This window comes from Cellulomonas hominis, from assembly GCF_901521055.1.
Lineage (GTDB): Bacteria > Actinomycetota > Actinomycetes > Actinomycetales > Cellulomonadaceae > Cellulomonas > Cellulomonas endometrii.
In genome coordinates this window covers 1-22,313 of sequence record NZ_CABEGA010000010.1, presented here as the reverse complement: position 1 = coordinate 22,313, position 22,313 = coordinate 1, and the positions used below count along the sequence as shown (strand labels likewise).

The 22,313-nt window shown below is 75.3% G+C and carries 17 protein-coding genes and 1 rRNA gene; 7 read left to right on the top strand and 11 right to left on the bottom strand.

Going from position 1 to position 22,313, the window contains the following annotated elements:
* Nucleotides 1-8: 8 nt before the first annotated feature.
* The 7 genes from KJP73_RS01760 to KJP73_RS01730 all read right to left on the bottom strand — a co-directional run bounded on the left by KJP73_RS01760 (nt 9) and on the right by KJP73_RS01730 (nt 5,309).
* Complete coding sequence (locus tag KJP73_RS01760) at nt 9-386, bottom strand: DUF6907 domain-containing protein (RefSeq protein WP_213281040.1); 378 nt, start codon at nt 384-386, stop codon at nt 9-11.
* Nucleotides 387-496: 110 nt separating this feature from the next.
* A complete protein-coding gene (locus KJP73_RS01755) occupies nt 497-730 on the bottom strand; it encodes a helix-turn-helix domain-containing protein (RefSeq protein ID WP_213281039.1) in 234 nt (77 codons plus the stop codon).
* 104 nt (nt 731-834) lie between these two features.
* Nucleotides 835-1,266: a helix-turn-helix domain-containing protein gene (locus KJP73_RS01750; protein ID WP_213281038.1), complete on the bottom strand. Its 432-nt coding sequence runs from the start codon at nt 1,264-1,266 to the stop codon at nt 835-837.
* A 272-nt stretch (nt 1,267-1,538) separates the two neighbouring features.
* Entirely contained in the window at nt 1,539-1,949 is a 411-nt protein-coding gene (locus tag KJP73_RS01745) for a hypothetical protein (RefSeq protein WP_213281037.1), read from the bottom strand.
* 17 nt (nt 1,950-1,966) lie between these two features.
* A complete protein-coding gene (locus KJP73_RS01740) occupies nt 1,967-3,001 on the bottom strand; it encodes a hypothetical protein (protein ID WP_213281036.1) in 1,035 nt (344 codons plus the stop codon).
* Entirely contained in the window at nt 2,998-4,113 is a 1,116-nt protein-coding gene (gene mnmA, locus KJP73_RS01735) for a tRNA 2-thiouridine(34) synthase MnmA (RefSeq protein WP_213281035.1), read from the bottom strand. Before mnmA ends, KJP73_RS01740 begins: the two co-directional genes overlap by 4 nt.
* Nucleotides 4,113-5,309 (bottom strand): cysteine desulfurase family protein, encoded by a 1,197-nt coding sequence (locus KJP73_RS01730; protein WP_213281034.1) that lies wholly within the window; start codon nt 5,307-5,309, stop codon nt 4,113-4,115. The genes mnmA and KJP73_RS01730 overlap by 1 nt, the downstream gene beginning before the upstream one ends.
* A 39-nt stretch (nt 5,310-5,348) precedes the next feature.
* Between KJP73_RS01730 and KJP73_RS01725 the strand changes: the two genes are divergently transcribed.
* Nucleotides 5,349-6,344, top strand: a complete 996-nt coding sequence (locus KJP73_RS01725; protein WP_213281033.1) for a phosphotransferase family protein — start codon at nt 5,349-5,351, stop codon at nt 6,342-6,344.
* An 18-nt stretch (nt 6,345-6,362) separates the two neighbouring features.
* On the opposite strand, the gene KJP73_RS01720 is transcribed toward KJP73_RS01725, so the two are convergent.
* Together KJP73_RS01720 and KJP73_RS01715 are read right to left on the bottom strand one after the other, a co-directional pair.
* Complete coding sequence (locus KJP73_RS01720; protein ID WP_213281032.1) at nt 6,363-7,349, bottom strand: electron transfer flavoprotein subunit alpha/FixB family protein; 987 nt, start codon at nt 7,347-7,349, stop codon at nt 6,363-6,365.
* Nucleotides 7,346-8,170 (bottom strand): electron transfer flavoprotein subunit beta/FixA family protein, encoded by an 825-nt coding sequence (locus KJP73_RS01715; protein WP_213281031.1) that lies wholly within the window; start codon nt 8,168-8,170, stop codon nt 7,346-7,348. The genes KJP73_RS01720 and KJP73_RS01715 overlap by 4 nt, the downstream gene beginning before the upstream one ends.
* Nucleotides 8,171-8,297: 127 nt before the next feature.
* On the opposite strand from KJP73_RS01715, the gene glgX reads away from it, so the two are divergent.
* Complete coding sequence (gene glgX / locus KJP73_RS01710) at nt 8,298-10,505, top strand: glycogen debranching protein GlgX (protein ID WP_249669014.1); 2,208 nt, start codon at nt 8,298-8,300, stop codon at nt 10,503-10,505.
* Between the two features lie 58 nt (nt 10,506-10,563).
* Here the strand turns inward: glgX and glgP are convergent, their stop codons facing one another.
* Nucleotides 10,564-13,146, bottom strand: coding sequence for an alpha-glucan family phosphorylase (glgP, locus tag KJP73_RS01705; protein WP_213281029.1), 2,583 nt, complete (start codon nt 13,144-13,146; stop codon nt 10,564-10,566).
* Nucleotides 13,147-13,341: 195 nt separating this feature from the next.
* On the opposite strand from glgP, the gene KJP73_RS01700 reads away from it, so the two are divergent.
* The 5 genes from KJP73_RS01700 (at nt 13,342) to KJP73_RS01680 (ending at nt 21,775) form a co-directional block, all read left to right on the top strand.
* The gene (locus KJP73_RS01700) at nt 13,342-15,528 is read left to right on the top strand and encodes an alpha-1,4-glucan--maltose-1-phosphate maltosyltransferase (protein ID WP_213281085.1); all 2,187 of its coding nucleotides are present in this window, start codon (nt 13,342-13,344) and stop codon (nt 15,526-15,528) included.
* A 188-nt stretch (nt 15,529-15,716) separates the two neighbouring features.
* Nucleotides 15,717-17,438 carry a maltose alpha-D-glucosyltransferase gene (gene treS, locus KJP73_RS01695; protein WP_213281084.1) on the top strand — a complete coding sequence of 574 codons (1,722 nt, stop codon included), beginning with the start codon at nt 15,717-15,719 and terminating at the stop codon, nt 17,436-17,438.
* Complete coding sequence (locus KJP73_RS01690; RefSeq protein ID WP_213281028.1) at nt 17,435-18,853, top strand: maltokinase N-terminal cap-like domain-containing protein; 1,419 nt, start codon at nt 17,435-17,437, stop codon at nt 18,851-18,853. The genes treS and KJP73_RS01690 overlap by 4 nt, the downstream gene beginning before the upstream one ends.
* Before the next feature lie 76 nt (nt 18,854-18,929).
* Nucleotides 18,930-21,113 carry a 1,4-alpha-glucan branching protein GlgB gene (gene glgB / locus KJP73_RS01685; RefSeq protein WP_213281027.1) on the top strand — a complete coding sequence of 728 codons (2,184 nt, stop codon included), beginning with the start codon at nt 18,930-18,932 and terminating at the stop codon, nt 21,111-21,113.
* An 80-nt stretch (nt 21,114-21,193) separates the two neighbouring features.
* The gene (locus KJP73_RS01680) at nt 21,194-21,775 is read left to right on the top strand and encodes a dihydrofolate reductase family protein (RefSeq protein ID WP_213281026.1); all 582 of its coding nucleotides are present in this window, start codon (nt 21,194-21,196) and stop codon (nt 21,773-21,775) included.
* 419 nt (nt 21,776-22,194) lie between these two features.
* Here the strand turns inward: KJP73_RS01680 and rrf are convergent.
* Nucleotides 22,195-22,311 (bottom strand): 5S ribosomal RNA (rrf, locus tag KJP73_RS01675).
* Nucleotides 22,312-22,313 lie beyond the last annotated feature (2 nt).

The following is a 22,313-nucleotide window of genomic DNA, read 5'->3' as shown; positions in this document are numbered from 1 at the left end:
GCTGCCCGTCACGGCCGCGCCCGGTCCAGCGCGCGGTCCAGCGCGGGGGCCAGCCGGGACCAGGACTCGACCGTCAGCTCCAGCGACTGCTCCGCCCCGTCACCGACGTAGAGCCAGGTCGTGGCCTCCCCGTCCCGGCGGTGCAGCGCCACCGCGAGGTCCACCTGGGCGGTGCGCTCGACGCCGCCCGGCACCTCCGTCACCTCCGGCTCGGCGAACGGCGACACCACCGGTCCCACCTCCGCGAGCAGCTGGTGCACCGGCACCGACAGCGACGCGCTCACGTGCTTGCGGTCCCGCTCGTGGTCGTCCTGCCCGTGCAGCACCACGCACCAGGGCGGGCACTCCTCCCGCTGCCAGTCCGGCCGGTCCTCACTCGTTCCCACGGCTCCTCCTCAGCTCGCCTCGCGAGGGGATCCGGGGCGGCGCCCCTCGTGTGGGAACACCATGGGTGGGGGCACCGACATCGGGGGGCGGTCGTCCACAGGCGGACCTGTCAGGACATCTCGGACTTCTCGGACTTCTCCAGGAGGACCCGGACATCCACCGCGAGCCCCTCGGCCAGCCGCTCGACCGAGCGCAGGGTGAGGTTCCGTTCACCCCGCTCGATCCCACCGAGGTACGTCCGGTGGTAGCCGAGGGCGTCCGCGAGCGCCTCCTGGCTGATGCCACGGTCGATCCGGATGCGTCGGACGTGCCGACCGACCACTCGCTGCAGGTCACCTTCCACCCGGACACGGTCCGGGCCTCGCTACTTGTCCGTCTACAGACCTATGAGTAGCACGACGGACAAGTGTGCAGGTGGGACCTCTGGCCGGCGAGGGGGTCGAGCGCTCAGCCGGACGCCGTACCGGCCGTGTCCCCGCTGCCCTCGGCGCCCGCGTCGGCGCCGGGCGCCCGGCCGCCCGCGGTGCCTGCGCTGCCGACGCCGTCCGCACTGGCCACGGCCTCCTCGGTGCCCGCGCCGCCTGCCCGGTGCTCGGTGCCCTCGGCGCCCCCGGTGCGCTCCGGGCCACCGGTGCCGCCGGCGCCGCCGGTGCCGCCGGCGCCCCCGCCCGCGTCGAGGAGCTCGCTCGTCGGCACGCCCAGCCGCTGCGCGAGGCGCTCGACCGTCTGCAGCGTGAGGTTCCGTTCCCCGCGCTCGACCGCGCCCAGGAAGGTGCGGTGCACGTCGATGTCGTCCGCGAGCGCCTCCTGACTGAGGCCGCGCCCGTCCCTGATCCGCCGGATGTTCCGTCCCACCACACGCTGCAGCTCACCGTCCACCCGCCTGACGCTGGGCGACCGGCCCGCACGGGTCCACACCCAGATGAGTGGCTGGACGACGATCACGGTCCCGCCACCACCGACCGGGTGGAGCGTTCGGCCGACACGCCGTCGGCGTGTCCGGCGCAACGCTCCACTCGACCGGGCGGCGTGCCGGCACGAATCCGCACCCGCAGTCGCGCGTGGCCCGGGGCGTCAGGCAGCCGGGTCAGGCAGCCGGGTCAGGCAGCCGGGTCAGGCGGCCGGGTCAGGGGGCCGGTCAAGCGGCCGGGTCAGGCGGCCGGGCGGAGGCGTGCCGCCCGGCGGCGCTGCAGCGCCGACCACAGCAGCGTCCCCGCGACCGTCGCGAGCCCCACCGCCGCGGCACCGGCCGCGAGGCCCGCCACCGCGGGCGAGCGCTCGGCGAGGACCGTCTCCTCCGGGCGCCCGTCGACCGTCCAGGTGCACACGGCCCGCGGCGGCAGCATCGAGGACGTCACGGCCGCGTCGCCCTCCCCCGCGGTCGCGGCGGCCACGCAGGTGCCGTCCTGCGCGAGGCCGGTCCGCAGCGTCGCGCCGGCCAGGCCGACCCACAGCACCGCGAGGACCACCAGCCCGACCAGTGCCAGACCCGACCCCGCGAGGAGCAGCGCCGCCCGCCGCACGCCGGGACCGCGACGCACGACCCCGTCAGGCGCACTCACGCCCCGGCCCTCCGCGCTCACGCCTCGGCCCGCTCGGCGACCAGGGCCGCCGCCCGGGCGACGGTCGCCAGCGTGGCCCGTGCCGCGGCCGGGTCGACACCCTCGCCGCCCGGGACGGCCGGACCCGCGGGTGCGAGCAGCACCACGTCACGCAGCCCGGTCCGCTCGAGCCCGACCCGCTCCCACCCGCGCAGCACCGCGTCGGCGACACCGCGGACGTCGGGGCCCGCGCACTGGGAGGTGGCCGGCTGCGGGACGCCGGCCCAGAGCCGGGTGCCGCCCTCGACCGCCTCGGCGATGGTCTCCCACCACCGCTCGTCCAGGCCTCCGACGTCGATCCCGAGCGCGTCGGCCCGGGCGCCGCGCGCGGCACCGACGGCCGGCGCGCCGGTGCCGACATGCAGCACGACCGACCCGGCGCCGCCGTCCCGCAGGAGCCGGACGACCCGGGCCAGGTGCTCGGAGGCGACGGGTGCGGGGACCGCGCGCAGCCGCGCGTACCCGGAGAACGACGGGAGCACCCCCGCGACCACCTGGGCCAGCAGCGGTTCGTGCAGCAGGACGGTCGGCCGCGCGCCGGGGACCGAGCGGGTGACGGCCGCCAGGTGCTCCGTCACGCCGGCGGCGAGGGACTCGACGAGCTCCGCGACGGCGCCGGGGTCGCCCACCGCCCGGTCCCCGCGCGCGAGGTACACGCTCGCCGCGAGCGTCAGCGGACCGGACACCGGCACGACGAGCGGCCCGTCGTAGCCGTGGGCGGCGACCGCCAGCGCGTCGAGGTCCGCGCGCCGGGCCGACGCGAGCCGGTTCGCGTCGAGGCCGGGCCGGTCGGCGAGCCGCCAGCCGTGCGGCCCGAGGTCCGACGGCATGTCGGCCAGCAGGCCCAGGGCGTGCGCGGCGAGGGTGCCGTAGGGGCCGCGCGCGGGCAGGCGCACCGCCCACGGCAGGCCCTGGATCCCGTCGGGCAGGTCCGTCAGGTCGCCGACGACCGCCTGCTGGGCCTCGAGCGGGTCCGTGCCGGGCCAGGGGCCGGTGCCGCTGACCGCCGTCACGCCGGGGTCCCCGCGGCGACGCGGCGGCGCGTGCGGTCGACGGTCGCCTGGCCGAGCACCACGCTGTCGTCGGCGCCGCCGTACAGCACGGCGGACTGCCCGGCCGCGACGGCCTTGAGGTCCCCGTCGACGCGGATCTCGAGCCCGCCGTCGGCCGTGCCCCGGGCGCGCACCGGCACGGTCGCGCCGTGCGCGCGGACCTGCAGGCGGCACGCGGTCCAGTCCGCGAGCGGCGGCCCGAACCAGACCGCGTCGGTCGCGTCGACCGAATCCACCGCGAGGGCGTCGGCCGCGCCCACGACGACGCGGTTGGCGACGGGCTCGATCGCGAGGACGTACCGGGGCTTCCCGTCGGGCGCCGGCCGCCCGAGCTGCAGGCCCTTGCGCTGCCCGACCGTGTACGCGTAGGCGCCGTCGTGCGTGCCGAGCACCGTGCCGTCGGCGTCGACGACCTCCCCCGGCCGGGAGCCGAGGCGGTCCCGCAGGAACCCGCGGGTGTCGCCGTCCGCGACGAAGCAGATGTCGTAGGAGTCCGGCTTCGCGGACACGCTCAGCCCGCGCGCGGCGGCCTCGGCGCGCGTCTGCTCCTTGGAGGCGACGTCGCCGAGCGGGAACATCGCCCGCGCGAGCCGCTGCGGCCCCATGACGGCGAGGACGTACGACTGGTCCTTCGCGAGGTCGGCGGCGCGGCGGAGCACGGGCGTCCCGTCCGGGCCGGTGGTCGCGCGGGCGTAGTGGCCGGTGCACACGGCGTCGAAGCCGAGCGCGAGCGCCTTGTCCAGCAGGGCGTCGAACTTGATGTGCTCGTTGCACCGCACGCACGGGTTGGGGGTGCGGCCGGCCTCGTACTCGGCCAGGAAGTCGGCGACGACCGTGTCCTCGAACCGCTCGGACAGGTCCCACACGTAGTACGGGATGCCGAGGACGTCGGCGGCGCGCCGGGCGTCCCCCGCGTCCTCGATCGAGCAGCAGCCGCGCGATCCGGTGCGCATCTGGGCGCGGTCGCGGGACAGCGCCATGTGCACGCCGACGACGTCGTGGCCGGCGTCGACCGCGCGGGCGGCCGCGACCGCGGAGTCCACCCCGCCGGAGAGGGCTGCGAGCACGCGCATCAGACGACCCCCGCCCGCGCGCGTCCCGCGAGCCCGGCGGCGCGCGCCCGCTCGACGACCCCGGGCAGCGCGGTCAGCAGGGCGTCGACGTCGGCCTGCGTCGACGGCCAGCCGAGGCTGAACCGCAGCGCGCCGCGGGCCTCCGCCTCCTCCAGGCCCATCGCGAGCAGGACGTGGCTGGGCTGCGGGACGCCGGCCTGGCACGCCGACCCGGTGGAGCACTCGACCCCCGCGGTGTCGAGCAGGTAGAGCAGGGAGTCGCCTTCGCAGCCCGGGAACGTGAAGTGGGCGTTCGCCGGCAGCCGGAGCGCGGGATCGGCCGGCCCGCGCAGCACCGCGTCGGGCACGGCGGCACGCACGCCCGCCACCAGCGCGTCGCGCAGGCCGGACAGCCGGGCGGCGGTGGCCTCGCGGCCGGCGACGGCGCGCTCGACGGCGACGGCGAACGCGGCGATCGCCGGCACGTCGAGCGACCCGGACCGCACGCCGCGCTCCTGCCCGCCGCCGTGCAGCACCGGGACCAGACCGAGGTCGCGACGCGCGAGCAGCGCGCCCACCCCGACCGGACCGCCGACCTTGTGCGCCGACACCGTCATCGCGTCGAGCCCGGACGCCGCGAAGTCCACCGGGACCTGCCCGACGGCCTGCACCGCGTCGGCGTGCACGGGCACGCCGCGCGCGTGCGCCAGCCGCACCACCTCGGCGAGCGGCTGGAGCGCCCCGACCTCGTTGTTCGCCCACATGACGGACACCAGCGCCGTGGTGTCCCCGTGCTCCGCCAGCTCGTCGCGCAGGGCATCGAGGCGCACCCGGCCCTCGTCGTCGACGGGCAGCAGCACGATCTCCGCGCCCGCGTGCTCGGCGAGCCAGAACGCCGGGTCCAGGACCGCGTGGTGCTCGACGGCCGACACCAGCACCCGGCGCCGGGCCGGGTCCTGCGCAGCGCGCGCCCAGAACAGGCCCTTGACCGCCAGGTTGTCCGCCTCGGTGCCGCCACCCGTGAGCACGACCTCGCTCGGCCGGGCGCCCAGTGCGGCGGCCAGGCGCTCGCGGCCCTCCTCGACGGCCCGCCGCGCCGACCGGCCCGAGGCGTGCAGGGACGAGGGGTTGCCGGTGCGGGACAGGTGCTCGACCAGGACGGCGGCCGCCTCCGGGAGCACGGGCGTCGTGGCCGCGTGGTCCAGATACGCGCTCACCCGCACGAGTCTACGAATCGTTTTGGCAGGATGTGCCCCGTGAGTGCCGACGACGCGACGACGCCTCCGCTGGCCTTCAGCGGCCAACGCCTGGACTGGCGCGACCTGCCGCGGCCGGTGCGCGCCCGGATCCAGGAGCTCGCGGGGTCCCAGGTGACCGCCGAGACCAGCGCGACCACCGGGTTCAGCCCGGGGTTCGCCGCGGTGCTGGAGCTCGCCGACGGGCAGGGCGTCTTCGTCAAGGCGGTCTCCCCGGAGCAGAACCCGGAGTCCCCCCAGCTCGCCCGCGCCGAGGTGCGCGCCGCGGCCGCGCTGCCCCCGCAGGTGCCGGCGCCGCGGCTGCTGTGGTCCGACGACGACGGCGACTGGGTGCTGCTGGGCTTCGAGGTCTCGGCCGGCCGGCCCCCGCTGCTGCCGTGGCGCGCGGACGAGCTCGCCGTGGTGCTGCGCGCCCTGGACACCCTCGCCGAGGCGGAGCCGCTGCCCGGCCACGAGCTGCCCTCGACCGCGGACCAGCTCCAGGACGACTTCACCGGCTGGCGGCGGATCGCGGCGGAGCCCGCGGAGGACGTGCTCCGGCTGGCCGCGCGGGCCGGCGAGACCGGTGAGTGGGCGCTCGCGAACCTCGACCTGCTGGTCGCGTGGGAGCAGGACGCGCTGGCCGCCTGCGAGGGCACCGCGCTCGTGCACGGGGACCTCCGCGCGGACAACGTGATGATCGACCACGACCACGACGGCGGCCGCGTCGCGCTGATCGACTGGCCGCACGCCAGCGTCGGCGCGCGCTGGCTGGACCTGGCGTTCATGCTGCCCAGCGTCGCGATGCAGGGCGGCGGCGCCCCGCAGGACCTCTTCTGGTCGCGGCCCGCGTCGCGCGGCGTGGAGCCGGAGCGGCTGCGCGCGGCCGTCGCGGGGCTGGCCGGGTACTTCGCCCACGGCGCCCTGCAGCCGGCGCCCGTCGGGATCCCGAACCTGCGCCGGTTCCAGGCCGCGCAGGCGCAGCACGCCGTGGCCTGGCTGCGCGCGCTGGCCTGACCCGCTGCCCGACCGCGGTCAGCGCAGGCGGCGGATCTCGTCGGTGAGCTGCGGCAGGACGGCGAACAGGTCCCCGACGATCCCGTAGTCGGCGATCTCGAAGATCGGCGCCTCGGGGTCGTTGTTGATCGCGACGATCGTCCCGGACGCCTGCATGCCGCCGCGGTGGTGCACCGCGCCGGACACGCCCGCGCCGATGTACAGCCGCGGGGACACCGTGACGCCCGTCTGGCCGATCTGGGCCTCGTGCCCGACCCAGCCCTCGTCGGTGGCCACGCGGGTCGCCCCGACGGCCGCGCCGATCTCGTCCGCGAGCGCCTCGAGCGGCGCGAAGTCGCCCTCGGTGCCGCGCCCGCCCACGACGACCACGTCGGCCGACGCCAGGTCGGGGCGGTCCGACGGCTCCTGCGTCACGCGCTCCACGACCCGCACGCGGGTCGCGCGCTCGGGGACGGTCACCTCGCGGGACCGCACCTCCGGCATCAGCGGCGCCTCCTCCTCGACGTGCCGGGAGACGACGGCGCCCGCCTTGAGGGTGACGACCGCCAGGTCGGTGCGGATCGCGCAGCGGGTGGTCCACGTGCCGGCCAGCACGGTCTTCGCGGCGACCACCCGGCCCTCGGCGTCCCGCTCGACCGCGGCGGCGTCGGTGACGACGCCCGCCCCGGTGGCGACGGCGAGCCGGGCGGCGGCCTCCTTGTTCTCGAAGGTCGACAGCGTCAGCACGACGCGCGCGCCGGTGTCCCGCACGGCGTCGGCGAGCACCTCCGCGAGCACGGGCGTCAGGCGCGGGTCCGCGTCGCCGGTCGTGATCGCGTGCACGACGGAGACGCCGTGCCGGCCGAGCACCGGCAGCGCCGGGTCCAGCGGCTCGTCGCCCACCCAGAGGCCGTGCACCTCGCCGCCGCCCGCCAGGTCGCGCGCGGCCGTCGCCAGCTCCAGCACGTTGCCCCGCAGGGCACCCGTGTCCGCGTGGTCCAGCAGGACCAGCACCTCCGCCGTCACAGCACCTCTCCCGTCGCGGGCGTCGTCCGGATCAGCTCCCGCTCGACCAGCCAGGCGGCCAGCCGGGCACCGGCCTGGCCGTCGTCGCTCACCAGCACCCGGTCGGTGCGGGGCGGCCGGGGGGCGGCCTCCACGACCTCGGTGCGGGCACCGGCGGCCCCGACGGTCGCGGGGTCGACGCCCAGGTCGGCGAGGGTCAGGGTCTCGACCGGCTTCTTGCGAGCGGCCATGATGCCCTGGAAGTTCGGGTACCGCGGCTCGTTCGCGCGGTCGGTCACCGACACCAGCGCGGGAAGCGGCGCGGTCAGCACCTCGGTGGCGTGGTCGAGGTCGCGCCGGACCGTCACGGCCCCGTCGGCGAGCGTGACCGACGCGGCGAGGGTGAGCTGCGGCAGGTCCAGCAGGTCCGCGAGCGCCGCCGGCAGCAGCGACGTCAGCCCGTCGAGGCCCGCCATCCCGGTCACGACCAGGTCGGCGTCCCCGACGTGCCGGACGGCCGCGGCGAGCACGGCGGCGGTGCCGAACACGTCCGAGCCGGCGACCGCGTCGTCGAGGACGTGGACCGCGGCGTCGGCGCCGAGCTGCAGCCCGCGGCGGACGGCGTCCTCCGCGTCGTCGGGCCCCACGGTGACGACGACGACCTCCGCCTCGCCGCCCGCGTCCCGTGTCTGCTCGGCCAGGACGACCGCCGCCTCGACGGCGTTCTCGTCCAGCTCGTTGATCGTCCCGTCACCGCCGTCGCGCACCAGGCGGCCGTCGGGCCCCAGAGCGCGCTCGGACTGGATGTCGGGCACGTGCTTGACGCACACCACGATTCTCACGTCGGGAACGTTACCCGCCCCGGGGACCCCGGGCACCGGACCACCGGCACGCCCGCGCAGCACCCGCTTCCCCGCCGCCACGGGTCCCGCTGCAGGCAGCGCCGCCGTCCGGGGCCAGAATGGGCACGTGACGACCCCGACCACCCACGGCCGACCGCCCCGGCTCGGCGTCCACGTGACGGACGACGGCGTCGAGGTCGCCGTGCTCGCGCCGCACGCCGACGCCGTGGACCTGTGCCTGCTGGACCCCGACCCGGCCGCGCCGACGGGCTGGGCCGAGCGCCGCGTCCGCCTCGCCGGCCCCGAGCTCGGCGTGTTCGCCGCCCGGGTGCCCGGCGTCCGGCCCGGCCAGCGCTACGGGCTGCGCGCGCACGGGCCGTGGAAGCCGGAGTCCGGCCTGCGGTACAACCCCGCGAAGCTGCTGGTCGACCCGTACGCGTACGGCCTGCTCGGCGAGGTCGACCACGGCCCCGCGACGTACGGGCACGTGGTGGACGACGCGCTGGCCGGTGACCCGTACGGTCCCGCCGACCCCCGCGACTCGGTCGCCCACGTGCCGCACGCCGTGGTCGTCGACCGCCGCCCGGGGCACCGCGGGGCCGGGGACGCGGTCGACCCCGCGGCGAACCGCCCGTACACCCCGTGGTCCGACACCGTCGTGTACGAGGCGCACGTCCGCGGCCTGACCCTGCGGCACCCCGGCCTGCCGCCGCACCTGCGGGGGACGTACGCCGGCCTCGGGCACCCGCTGGTGGTCGAGCACCTGCGCGCCCTGGGGGTGACCGCGGTCGAGCTGCTGCCGGTGCACGCGTTCTCCTCCGAGCCGCACCTGGTGCAGAAGGGGCTGACCAACTTCTGGGGGTACAGCACCCTGGGCTTCTTCGCCCCGCACGCGCCCTACGCGACGGCCGCCGCCCGCGCCGCCGGACCCGCCGCTGTGCTCGACGAGGTGCGCACCGCGGTGCACGCGCTGCACGAGGCCGGCATCGAGGTGCTGCTCGACGTGGTCTACAACCACACCTGCGAGGGCGGGATGGGCGGCCAGCACCTGTCCTGGCGCGGGCTCGACTCCGGCGTCTACTACCTGCACGACGGCGGGCACCCCGCGGCCCTGGCCGACGTCACGGGGACGGGCTCGACGCTCGACTTCCGCCGCCCGGAGGTCGTGCGGCTGGCGCTCGACTCCCTGCGGTACTGGGCGCAGGAGGTCGGCGTCGACGGGTTCCGGTTCGACCTCGCGGTGACGCTGGGTCGCGGGCACGGGGGCTTCGACCCCGACCACCCGTTCCTGGTGGCCGCCGCCACCGACCCGGCGCTGCACGGGCTCAAGCTCGTCGCCGAGCCGTGGGACGTCGGGCCCGGCGGGTGGCGGACCGGGCAGTTCCCGATGCCGTTCGCCGAGTGGAACGACAAGTTCCGCAACTCGGTGCGCTCGTTCTGGCTCGCCGACCCCGCCCGCGCCGCGCACGGCCTGCCCGAGCACCGCGTCCGGGACCTCGCGACCCGGCTGTCGGGGTCCGTCGACCTGTTCGGGCACTCCGACCCGCCGCTCGCCCGCGGGCCCCGCGCGAGCGTCAACTACGTCACCGCCCACGACGGCTTCACCCTCGCGGACCTGGTCGCCTACGAGCACAAGCACAACGAGGCGAACGGCGAGCAGAACCGCGACGGCTCGGACGACAACCGGTCGTGGAACCACGGGGTCGAGGGGCCGGTCGGCGCGGACTCCGTGGCCTCCGACATCGTGCCGCTGCGCCGCCGGTCGATCCGGAACCTGCTGGCCACGCTGCTGCTGGCCGCGGGCACGCCGATGATCACCGCGGGCGACGAGATGGGCCGCACGCAGCGCGGCAACAACAACGCGTACTGCCAGGACACCGACCTGTCGTGGGTGTCCTGGGAGCTCGCGCCCTGGCGGCAGGACCTGCTCGCGACCGCCCGGCACCTCACCGCGCTGCGGCGGGCGCACCCGGCGCTGCGCACCGACCGGTTCTTCACCGGCCGGCCCGGCGAGGACGGGCGGCCCGACCTCACGTGGTTCGACCCGTCGGGCGCCGTGTTCACCCACGAGCGGTGGCACGACGCCGACCTGCGCACGCTCCAGATGCTGCGGGTGGTCGACCGCGACACGGTGCTCGTGGTGGTCAACGGGTCGCTGGACCCGATGGACGTCGTGCTCGCCGACGACCGGCCGACGCGCTGGGAGCTCGCGTGGGACTCGACGTGGGAGCACCCGGACGAGGCGCACGGCGCGGACGTCAACGGCGGGCTGCACCAGGACGCCGGCACCCGGGCGGTGCTGGAGCCGCTCAGCCTGCGCGTCTACGTGGCCTGAGCGGCACGGACGAGGCCCCGCCCGGACGCACCGGACGGGGCCTCGTCAGCGCCGGGGGTCAGCCGGCGTTCGCGACCAGTCCGACCTCGGCGACCGACGCCAGGCCCTCGTGCCGCGGCACGACCCGCACGCTGTACCCGAACGGGCCGGACGAGTCGAGCAGCACGTCCCCGGCGAACGCGTACCGCCCGGCCTCGTACGTCTCGGCCAGCGCCAGCGGGTCGACGGCGTACCCGTGCAGCTCGTCCGCCTCGGTCACCGTGCCGTGCACGACCTGCACCTCGACGTCCTCCGGCGCGAGGTCGCCCAGCGTCACGTACGCCTTGACGTGCAGGGCGTCGCCGACCTGCGGCACCTCGCCGACGCCGCCGGACTCGACGTGGTCGACCCGGACGTGCTGCCAGCCCGAGCGGACGCGGCCCTTCCACGCCGCGAGCTCCCGCGCGCCGGTGAACCCGTCGCCGCCCCCGAGCGCGCGGCCCGCGACCGCGGCGGGCGCGTACAGCCGCTCGACGTAGTCGGCCACCATCCGCGTCGCCTGGACCTTCGGCCCGAGCGTGGCCAGCGTGTGCCGGACCATCTCCAGCCACCGCAGCGGCAGCCCCCGCTCGTCCCGGTCGTAGAACCGCGGGGCGACCTGGTGCTCGATGAGGTCGTACAGCGCGGCGGCCTCGAGGTCGTCCCGACGGTCCGGGTCCTCGACGCCGTCGGCCGTCGGGATCGCCCAGCCGTTCTCGCCGTCGAACCACTCGTCCCACCACCCGTCGAGGATGGACAGGTTCAGCCCGCCGTTGAGCGCCGCCTTCATGCCGGACGTGCCGCAGGCCTCCAGGGGGCGCAGCGGGTTGTTCAGCCAGACGTCGCAGCCCGGGTACAGGGTCTGCGCCATGGCGATGTCGTAGTTCGGCAGGAACACGATGCGGTGGCGCACCCCGGCGTCGTCGGCGAACCGGACGAGCTGCTGGATCAGCCGCTTGCCCTGCTCGTCGGCGGGGTGGGACTTGCCGGCGATGACCAGCTGCACCGGGCGCTCGGGGTGCGTCAGCAGGGCCGTCAGCCGCTCCGGGTCGCGGAGCATGAGCGTGAGCCGCTTGTAGGTCGGCACCCGGCGCGCGAACCCGATGGTGAGCACGTCGGGCGACAGCACGTCGTCCACCCAGCCGAGCTCCGCCGGGCTCGCACCACGGCGGGACCACGACCAGCGCACCCGGCGCCGGGCGTCCGCCACCAGCTGCGCGCGCAGCGTCCGGCGCATCGCCCACAGCTCCTCGTCGGTGATCGCGTCGGTGCGCAGCCAGCCGAGGCCGCTGGCGATCTCCTCCCCGCCCAGCCGCTCCGCCGCGAGGTCCACCAGCCGGCGGTCCACCCAGGTGGGGGCGTGCACGCCGTTGGTGACCGACGTGATGGGCACCTCGACGTCGTCGAAGCCCGGCCACAGCCCGCTGAACATGTCGCGGGACACCTCGCCGTGCAGCAGGGAGACGCCGTTCGCGCGCCCGCCCAGCCGCAGGCCCATGACGGCCATGTTGAACATCAGCGGGTCGCCGCCGGGGTAGTCCTCCGCCCCCAGGGCGAGCACCCGCTCGACCGGCACGCCCTCCGTCGCGTTCGCGCCGCCGAAGTACTGCTGCACGAGCTGCGCCTCGAACCGGTCGATCCCGGCCGGGACCGGCGTGTGCGTGGTGAACACCGTCGCGGCGCGGACGGCCTCCAGCGCCTCGTCGAACCCGAGCTCGGCACCGGTGACGAGCTCGCGGATCCGCTCCACCCCGAGGAACCCGGCGTGCCCCTCGTTGGTGTGGTAGACCTCCGGCTCCGGCGCGCCGGTCAGCCGCGACCAGACGCGCAGGGCGCGCACGCCGCCGACGCCGAGCAGCAGCTCCTGCTGCAGCCGGTGCTCGCCACCGCCGCCGTACAGCCGGTCGGTGACCTTGCGGGCCGCGTCGTCGTTCTCGGGCACGTCGGAGTCCAGCAGCAGCAGCGGCACGCGCCCGACCGTGGCGGTCCAGATGTGCGCGTGCAGCGTGCGGTCGCCGGGCAGGGCGATCCGCACGACCGCCGGGGTGCCGTCGTGCTCGCGCACCAGCGTCAGCGGCAGGCCGTCGGGGTCCAGCACGGGGTAGGTCTCGACCTGCCAGCCGTCCCGGGTGAGCGACTGCTTGAAGTAGCCGGAGCCGTACAGCAGGCCGACGCCGACGATCGGCACGCCGAGGTCGGACGCGCTCTTGAGGTGGTCACCGGCCAGGATGCCGAGGCCCCCGGAGTACTGCGGGAGCACGGCGGTGATGCCGAACTCCGGGGAGAAGTAGGCGATGGCCGAGGGCAGCGTCGGGTCGGAGGCCTGGCGACGCTGGTACCAGCGCGGCGCTTGGAGGTACTCGTGCAGGTCGGCGGTGGCGGCGCGCACGCCGGCCACCACGTCCGGGTCGGCGGCCAGCTCGGCCAGCCGCTCGGGACGCAGCGCGCCGAGCAGGGCGACCGGGTCCCCGCCGACCTCGTCCCACACCTCCGGGTCGATGTGGGCGAACAGGTCGCGGGTCGGTGCGTGCCACGACCACCGGAGGTTGTGGGCGAGCTCGTCCAGGTCGGCGAGCTCAGCAGGCAGCGAGGTGCGGACGGTGAATCGGCGGATGGCTCTCACACCGCCCGAGAGTACGCACGACCTGGGGCGTCACGACAGCACTTCGGTCCCACTGAGTGGTCCCCGCCCGCCGGCGCGCGCCTCGTCCGGATGCCGGTCCCCGGCACCAGTGGATAGGTTCGGACCGTGACGTCGACCCCCTCGCCGCGCCAGCCCGCTCCGCGCCGCGCCCGCACGCGCTCGACGGCCCCCGCGGTGGCCGCCGAGTCGCCCACCGGGACCACCAGCGCCTCCGTCCCGCCGGTCCCGCCGGTCCCGCCGGCCCCGCCGGTCCCGGCGGCTCCCGCTCCCGCCGCTGCGGCGCCGACCCGGCGGAGCCGCGCGTCCTCGACGGCCACCCCGCCCGCGCCCGTCGCCCCGCCCGCGACGGCTGCGCGCGCCCCGATCGGCCGCATCCCCGTCGTCGACGTCTCCCCCGTCGCCGAGGCGGGCCGCTGGCCGGCGAAGGCGACCGTCGGCGAGGCGGTGCCGATCCGCGCGACGGTGTTCCGCGAGGGGCACGACGCCTGCGCCGCGACGGCCGTCCTGGTGGGCCCCGACGGCCGCGACCGGTCCCGCGCGACGATGGTGGACATCGCCCCGGGCCTGGACCGCTACGAGGCGCGCCTGATCCCCGACGAGCCCGGCTCCTGGGGGTTCCGCGTCGAGGGCTGGTCCGACCCGTACGGCACGTGGCTCCACGACGCCCCGCTCAAGGTCGGCGCCGGCGTCGACGTCGACCTGGTGCTGGAGGAGGGAGCGCGGCTGCTGGAGCGCGCCGCGGAGCGCAGCGCCGACGACGCGGGCGTCTCGATCCCCGCCGACCGGCAGCAGCTGCTGCGCGACGCCGTGACCGCGCTGCGGGACGCCGACCGGCCCGCCGAGGTCCGCCTCGCCGCGGGCCTCGCCGCCGAGGTCCGCGAGGTGCTGGCCGCGCACCCCGTCCGCGACATGGTCAGCCCGTCCCCGGTGTACCCGCTGGTGGTCGACCGTCCGCTCGCGCTGACCGGCGCCTGGTACGAGATCTTCCCGCGGTCCATCGGCGCGACGTACGACGACGCCACCGGCACGTGGAGCACCGGCACCTTGCGCACGGCCGCCGAGGACCTGCCGCGCATCGCGGGCCTCGGGTTCGACGTCGTGTACCTGACGCCCATCCACCCGATCGGCACCACGCACCGCAAGGGCCGTAACAACACCCTCGACGCCCGCCCCGGCGACCCGGGCTCCCCGTACGCGATCGGCTCGCCGGACGGCGGGCACGACGCCATCGACCCGGCGCTCGGCACGTTCGAGGACTTCGACGCCTTCGTGGCGCGCGCCCGGGAGAACGGGCTGGAGGTGGCGCTCGACCTGGCGCTGCAGTGCTCCCCCGACCACCCGTGGGTCGCCGAGCACCCGGAGTGGTTCACCACGCGGCTGGACGGCACGATCGCCTACGCCGAGAACCCGCCGAAGAAGTACCAGGACATCTACCCCCTGAACTTCGACAACGACCCCGAGGGCATCTACGCCGAGATCCGCCGGGTGCTCCAGGTGTGGATCGACCACGGCGTCACCGCGTTCCGCGTCGACAACCCGCACACCAAGCCGCTGTCGTTCTGGGAGCGGATCCTCGCGGACGTCCGCAGCAGCCACCCCGAGGTCGTGTTCCTGTCCGAGGCGTTCACCCGCCCGGCCATGATGCTCAACCTCGCGCGGGTCGGGTTCCACCAGTCGTACACGTACTTCACCTGGCGGAACACCAAGGAGGAGCTCGAGGAGTACCTCGCGGAGGTCTCCGACGAGCGCGGGTCCTGGATGCGGCCGAGCTTCTGGCCGACGACCCACGACATCCTCACGCCCTACATGCAGACGGGCGGCACCGCGGGCTTCGCGATCCGCGCCGTCCTCGCGGCGCTCGGCGCACCGACGTGGGGCATCTACTCCGGCTACGAGCTGGTCGAGGACGTCCCGCGCCCGGGCGTCGAGGAGCAGATCGACAACGAGAAGTACGAGTTCAAGCCGCGGGACTGGGCGGCCGCCGAGCCGCTGGGCATCGCGCGGCTGCTGCGGTCGCTGAACGCGATCCGCCGCGCGCACCCCGCGCTGCGCCAGCTCCGCAACCTCACCGTGCACCCGACCACCGACCCGGCGCTCGTCGCGTTCTCGCGGCACCTGCCGGCGCACCTGTCGCCGACGGGGGTCGCGGACACGGTCGTCGTGGTCGTCAACATCGACCCGCGGGGCGCGCACGAGGGCGTCGTCGAGCTGGACCTGGAGGCCCTGGGGCTGGAGCCGGGCGCCCGGTTCGTGGCCCACGACGTGCTGTCCCAGGAGGTCTACGCCTGGGACGGCCGGCCCTGGGTGCGCCTCGACCCGTACAGCCGGGTCGCGCACGTGGTGCAGGTGGAGCGCGGATGAGCCACGACGGGACGACGGGCGCCCTGCCGTCGGCGTCCGCCGGCGGTTCCCTGCCCACCACGGGGACGTCCACGGGTGCGCACGTGCCCGGGGCGGCCCACGCGCCCGGGACCCACGCGCCCGCCGCGCACGCCACGGTCGGCGCCGCACCCGCGGTGCACGCCACCGGCCCGCACGGCACGGGCCCCATGACGGGGCAGATCGCGGTGACCGCACTGCCGGAGCGTCGCCAGCCGCCCGTGCCGCAGGCCGACGCGGGCGGCCTGCGCGCCGACCCCGAGTGGTACCGCACCGCCGTGTTCTACGAGGTGATGATCCGGTCGTTCTCCGACTCGGACGGCACCGGCAGCGGCGACCTGCGCGGGCTGACCGCCCGCCTGGACTACCTGCAGTGGCTCGGCATCGACTGCCTGTGGCTGCCGCCGTTCTACCCCTCGCCCCTGCGCGACGGCGGGTACGACGTGTCGGACTACACCGCGGTCGCCCCGCAGTACGGCTCGCTGGAGGACTTCACCACGCTCGTGGCCGCGGCGCACGAGCGGGGCATGCGCGTCATCGTCGACCTGGTCATGAACCACTCGTCGGACCAGCACCCGTGGTTCCAGGCCTCGCGGTCCGACCCGGACGGCCCCTACGGCGACTTCTACGTCTGGGCGGACGAGCCGACCAAGTACCAGGACGCCCGCATCATCTTCGTCGACACCGAGACGTCCAACTGGACGTTCGACCCGGTGCGGCGGCAGTACTTCTGGCACCGGTTCTTCAGCCACCAGCCGGACCTCAACTTCGACAACCCGCGCGTGGTCGAGGCGATGCACGACGTCGCGCGGTTCTGGCTGCGGCTGGGGGTCGACGGCTTCCGGCTCGACGCCGTCCCGTACCTCTACGAGCGCGACGGCACCAACTGCGAGAACCTCCCCGAGACGCACCGGTTCCTGCGCGACCTGCGCGCCATGATCGACCGGGAGTTCCCGGGCCGGATCATGCTCGCCGAGGCGAACCAGTGGCCCGAGGACGTCGTCGACTACTTCGGCACCGAGGACGAGCCCGAGTGCCACATGTGCTTCCACTTCCCGGTGATGCCGCGGATCTTCTACTCCCTGCGCGACCAGCGGGCCACACCGATCGTCGACATCCTCGCCGACACCCCGAACATCCCCGGCGGCGGGCAGTGGAGCACGTTCCTGCGCAACCACGACGAGCTGACGCTCGAGATGGTGTCCACCGAGGAGCGCGCGTCCATGTACGGGTGGTACGCGCCGGACTCCCGGATGCGCGCGAACATCGGCATCCGGCGCCGGCTCGCGCCGCTGCTCGACGACTCCCGCAAGGAGGTTGAGCTCGCGCACGCCCTGCTCCTGTCCCTGCCGGGCAGCCCGTGCCTGTACTACGGCGACGAGATCGGCATGGGCGACAACATCTGGCTCCCCGACCGGGACGCGGTGCGCACCCCCATGCAGTGGACGCCGGACCGGAACGCCGGCTTCTCCACCGCCGACCCCGGCAAGCTGTACCTGCCGGTCATCCAGTCGCTCGTGCACCACTACAACAACGTCAACGTCGAGGCGCAGCTCGCTCAGACGACGTCGCTGCTGCACTGGGTGCGGGGCATGCTCGCCGTGCGGCGGCACCACCCGGCGCTCGGGCTCGGCTCGTTCGAGGTCGTGCCGGGCGACAACGAGGCGGTGCTGTCGTTCCTGCGGCGCACGCCGACGGAGACCCTGGTGGTCGTGGCGAACCTCGCGTCGACCGCGCGGGCCAGCACGCTGCGGCTGCCCGCGTCGCTGGCCGGCGCGGGGCTGCGGGACGTGTTCGGCGGGGGTGCCTTCCCCACCGTCGGGGCGGACGGGACCGTGTCGATGACGCTCGGCTCCCGCGACTTCTACTGGCTGGCGGTGACCGAGGCGTGACCGATCGACAGGTGGCCCACGAGGAGCGCGACGACGCCCTCGCCGCGCTGCTCGGGCCGTGGCTGCCCGGGCGGCGCTGGTTCCCCGTGAAGGGCACCGAGGCGCGGATCAGCGCCATCGGGGGGCTGACGCTGACGGACCCCGACGGCGCGGCGGAGGTCCGCCTGCTGCTGCTGCGCGCCGAGGGGGCCGGCACCGGCGCGGTGCTGCAGGTGCCGCTCGTGCTGAGCGGCGCCGGCGTCGACGCCGACGACCCCGCGCTGGTCGGCCGCCTGCCTGACGGCACCGCGGTGCTGGACGGCGCCGGCCGGCCCGAGTTCGAGCGGGCCTGGCTCGCCGAGGCCGACCGCCCCGAGGGCGCCCAGGCCGCGCCCGCGTCGGGGCTCGGCACCCCGAAGGTGCTGCCGGGCGAGCAGTCCAACACGTCCGTGATCCTCCCCGGCGCCGGCCCCGACGGCAGCACCGCGATGCTCAAGGTGTTCCGCGGCCTGTCCGACGGGGACAACCCGGACGTCGACGTGCCGCGCGCCCTCGCCGAGGTCGGCTGGACGCACGTCCCGCGGCCGCTGGCGTGGCTCGGCGCGCAGTGGCCCGACGGCGACGGGACGGCGCACGGGCACCTCGGCGTGCTCAGCGCCTTCGTGCCCGGTGCCACCGACGGGTTCGAGCTGGCGTGCGAGCTGGCACGGCGCGGCGAGTCGTTCGCCGACCTGGCGCAGGATCTCGGGGCCGTCGTGGGGCAGATGCACCGGGCGCTGTCCGAGGCGCTGCCCACCGACGACGCCACCGCGGCGGGCGAGCCGCCCGCGTCCGACGGCTCGTCCGGGTCGCCGGGCCCGTCCGACTCGCCCGGCCGGCACGCCGCCGAGCCGGACCCCGGGCTGTCCCCCGCGGCCGGCGTCGTCGCGGACGGGCTGGCCGCACGGTTCGCGTGGGCCGTCGAGGCCGTCCCGGAGCTGGAGCAGCACGCCGAGGCCGTCGCGGCCCTCGCCGAGCGCACCCGCCTGCTCGCCGAGGTCCCGCCCCGGCAGCGCGTGCACGGCGACCTGCACCTCGGTCAGGTGCTCCGCGGCGACGGCACCTGGTACGTGCTGGACTTCGAGGGCGAGCCGCTCGTCCCCGTCGCGCAGCGCACCCGCCCCGACCTCGCCCTGCGGGACGCGGCCGGCATGCTGCGCTCGTTCGACTACGCCGCCGCCGTCGGTGGCGCACCGGGTGCCTGGACGGAGGTCGCCCGCACGGCGTTCCTCGCGGGGTACTCCGCCGAGACCGGGGACCTCGACCCCGCGACCCGCGCGCACCTGCTCCGCGTGCTCGAGCTCGACAAGGCGCTGTACGAGGCGGTCTACGAGGCGCGGAACCGTCCGACGTGGCTCGCCATCCCGCTGCGCGCGGTGCAGCGGCTGATCGGCTGACGCGCGTCCCGGTGCCACGACGGGGCCCGCACGCCCTCTGGCTGCGGGAACGTCGCGGTGGTGGTTGGGTAGGGACATGAACCGCCCGGCAGAGACGTCGCCCGTGACCGTCGACCCCGAGACGCTGCGCGCCGTGGCGTCCGGGACGCACCACGACCCGCACTCCGTGCTCGGCCCCCACGTCACGCCGAGCGGCGTCGTCGTCCGGACCCTGCGCCCGTTGGCCGACCAGGTCGTCGTGGTGACCGCGGACGCCAGCACGCCCGCCGCGCACGAGCAGGACGGCGTCTGGGCGGCGTTGCTCCCCCACGACGAGGTGGTGGACTACCGCATCGACGTGACGTACGGCAGCGAGACGACCCGCGTCGACGACCCCTACCGGTACCTGCCGACCGTCCAGGAGCTCGACCGGCACCTCATCCGCGAGGGACGGCACGAGGAGCTCTGGACCGTCCTCGGCGCGAACATCCACCGCTACCCCGGCGCGCTCGGCCAGGTCGAGGGCACCGCCTTCGCCGTGTGGGCGCCGAACGCGCGCGCGGTCCGGGTCGTCGGCGACTTCAACCACTGGCAGGGCAGCACCCACGCGATGCGGTCGCTCGGCGACTCGGGCGTCTGGGAGATCTTCGTCCCCGGTGTCACCGCCGGCGCCCGGTACAAGTTCGAGATCCTGGGCGCCGACGGCGGCTGGCGGCAGAAGGCCGACCCGCTGGCCAAGGGCACCGAGATCCCCCCGGCGACCGCCTCGGTCGTCGTCGAGTCCGTCTTCGGCTGGGGCGACGAGGAGTGGCTGGAGCGCCGGCGCTCCCACGACCCGCACGCCGGCCCGATGAGCATCTACGAGGTGCACCTCGGCTCCTGGCGCCAGGGCCTGTCCTACCGCGAGCTCGCGGCGCAGCTCACCGAGTACGTGCTCGACCTCGGCTTCACGCACGTCGAGTTCCTGCCGGTCTCCGAGCACCCGTTCGGCGGGTCCTGGGGCTACCAGGTGTCGTCCTACTACGCGCCCACCTCCCGGTTCGGGCACCCCGACGACTTCCGGTACCTCGTCGACACCCTGCACCGCGCGGGCATCGGCGTCCTGCTCGACTGGGTCCCCGCGCACTTCCCGAAGGACGAGTGGGCGCTCGCGCGGTTCGACGGCACCCCGCTGTACGAGCACCCGGACCCGATGCGCGGCGAGCAGCCCGACTGGGGCACGTACGTCTTCAACTTCGGCCGCAACGAGGTCCGGAACTTCCTGGTGGCCAACGCCACCTACTGGCTCGAGGAGTTCCACGTCGACGGCCTGCGGGTCGACGCCGTCGCCTCCATGCTCTACCTCGACTACTCACGCGAGCCCGGCCAGTGGCAGCCCAACCAGCACGGCGGCCGCGAGAACCTCGAGGCGATCGCGTTCCTGCAGGAGGCCAACGCCACCGCGTACCGGCGGACCCCCGGCGTCATGATGATCGCCGAGGAGTCGACCGCTTGGCCCGGCGTCACCACTCCCACCAGCGGCGGCGGCCTCGGCTTCGGCCTGAAGTGGAACATGGGCTGGATGAACGACACGCTCCGCTACCTCGCGGAGCTGCCGATCAACCGCCGCTACCACCACCACGAGGCCACGTTCTCGCTCGTCTACGCGTTCTCCGAGCAGTTCGTCCTGCCGATCAGCCACGACGAGGTCGTGCACGGCAAGGGCTCCCTGCTGCGGAAGATGCCCGGCGACGACTGGCAGCAGCGCGCCGGCGTCCGGGCGCTGCTCGGGTACCAGTGGTCCCACCCGGGCAAGCAGCTGCTGTTCATGGGCTCCGAGTTCGCGCAGGGCACCGAGTGGGCGGAGTCCCGCTCGCTCGACTGGTACCTGCTCGACCACGAGGCGCACCGAGGCGTGCAGGCGGCCGTCCGCGACCTCAACCGCTTCTACCGGGAGCACCCCGCGATGTGGACGCTCGACCACAGCCCGCAGGGGTTCGAGTGGATCGACGCGAACGACGCCGACCGGAACGTCCTGGCGTACCTGCGCCGGGACGACCGCGGGAACGTCGTCGCCGTCGTCGTGAACTTCTCGGGCGTCCCGCACGAGAACTACCGGCTCGCGCTGCCCCAGGGCGGGACCTGGATCGAGGCCGTCAACACGGACGCCACCGAGTACGGCGGGTCCGGCGTGGGCAACCTGGGTCAGGTGCAGGCCCGTCCCGAGCCGTACCACGGGCGCGCGTTCTCGGCGACGGTGCGTGTGCCCCCGCTGGGTGTGCTCTACCTCGTCCCCGCCTGACCCACCGCAGATGCTGGCACGGCAGCGCCCGTGCCGTCAGACTGAGGACGTCTCGACGTCCTCAGAGCGGAGGCCAGCCCGTGGGCAAGGTCGTCATGTACGGCTCGGTGTCGGTGGACGGCTTCATCGCGGACCAGGACGACCAGCCCGGGCCGCTGTTCGACTGGCTGACCGACGGGGACGTCCCGCTGGACGAGAGCGGCGCCCTCACCGTGTCCCAGACCTCGTACGACTACACCCGGCCGTACTGGGACGAGATCGGTGTGACCGTCGTCGGCCGCCACGTCTTCGACCTCACGGACGGCTGGGAGGGCACGCCGCCGAGCGGGATCGACCACGTGGTCGTCGTGACGCACCGGCCGCCGCCGGAGGGCTGGGACCCCGCGGCGCCGTTCCACTTCGTGCAGGGCGTCGAGGCGGCCGTGGCCACGGCGCAGAAGCTGGCGGGTGACCGCACCGTCGAGGTCGCCGCCGGTGACGTCGGTGGCCAGGTGCTCGCCGCGGGCCTCGTCGACGAGGTCCGGATGGACGTGGCGCCCGTCGTGCTCGGGTCCGGCAAGCGCTTCTTCGGTGCGGTCGACGCACAGCACCTGCTGGACGGCCCTGACGTGGCTCTCCGGGGGAACCGGGTGCTGCACCTGCGCTACCGGGTGCGCCGCTGACCGACCGGCACAGATCGGCGACGAATCCGCTCCCCCGCAGCGCCCCGACGAGGTCGCTGGCTTCTGGATGCATCATCGCGGGCACGGAGCACCCCGAGCTGAAACCGCCACGCAACTAGGTGCCGGCCCCACGTGAACGGCCACCGAAAAGGCGTCGGGCGGCCACCAGAACGACGGCGGGGTGGCCGCCCGCCTGAACGGCGGAGGGCGGCCGGGGCGACGCGTGCGCCCGTCGAGATGGCAGCGGTGGCCTGTGCGTGTGGCGTCGGGCGCAGGCGGGCGATGTCATCTCGGCGCACCGGGGACCAACGCCCGCAGGGGCGGGCGGGCGCGTCGTCGCGTGCGGGTGCCGGCGCAGGTGGGAATGGTCCGGGAAACACGAAGAGCCACCCCAAATGGGGTGGCTCTTCGTGAATGGTGTCCGGCGGCGTCCTACTCTCCCACACCCTGGCGAGTGCAGTACCATCGGCGCTGAAGGGCTTAGCTTCCGGGTTCGGAATGGGACCGGGCGTTTCCCCTTCGCTATGACCGCCGTAAC

What these genes read in the sequence shown, in the direction of transcription:
- glgB (WP_213281027.1), top strand. Translation starts at nt 18,930, where the DNA reads ATGAACCGCCCGGCAGAGACGTCGCCCGTGACCGTCGACCCCGAGACG.
- treS (WP_213281084.1), top strand. Translation starts at nt 15,717, where the DNA reads ATGACGGGGCAGATCGCGGTGACCGCACTGCCGGAGCGTCGCCAGCCG.
- mnmA (WP_213281035.1), bottom strand. Translation starts at nt 4,113, where the DNA reads ATGCGCGTGCTCGCAGCCCTCTCCGGCGGGGTGGACTCCGCGGTCGCG.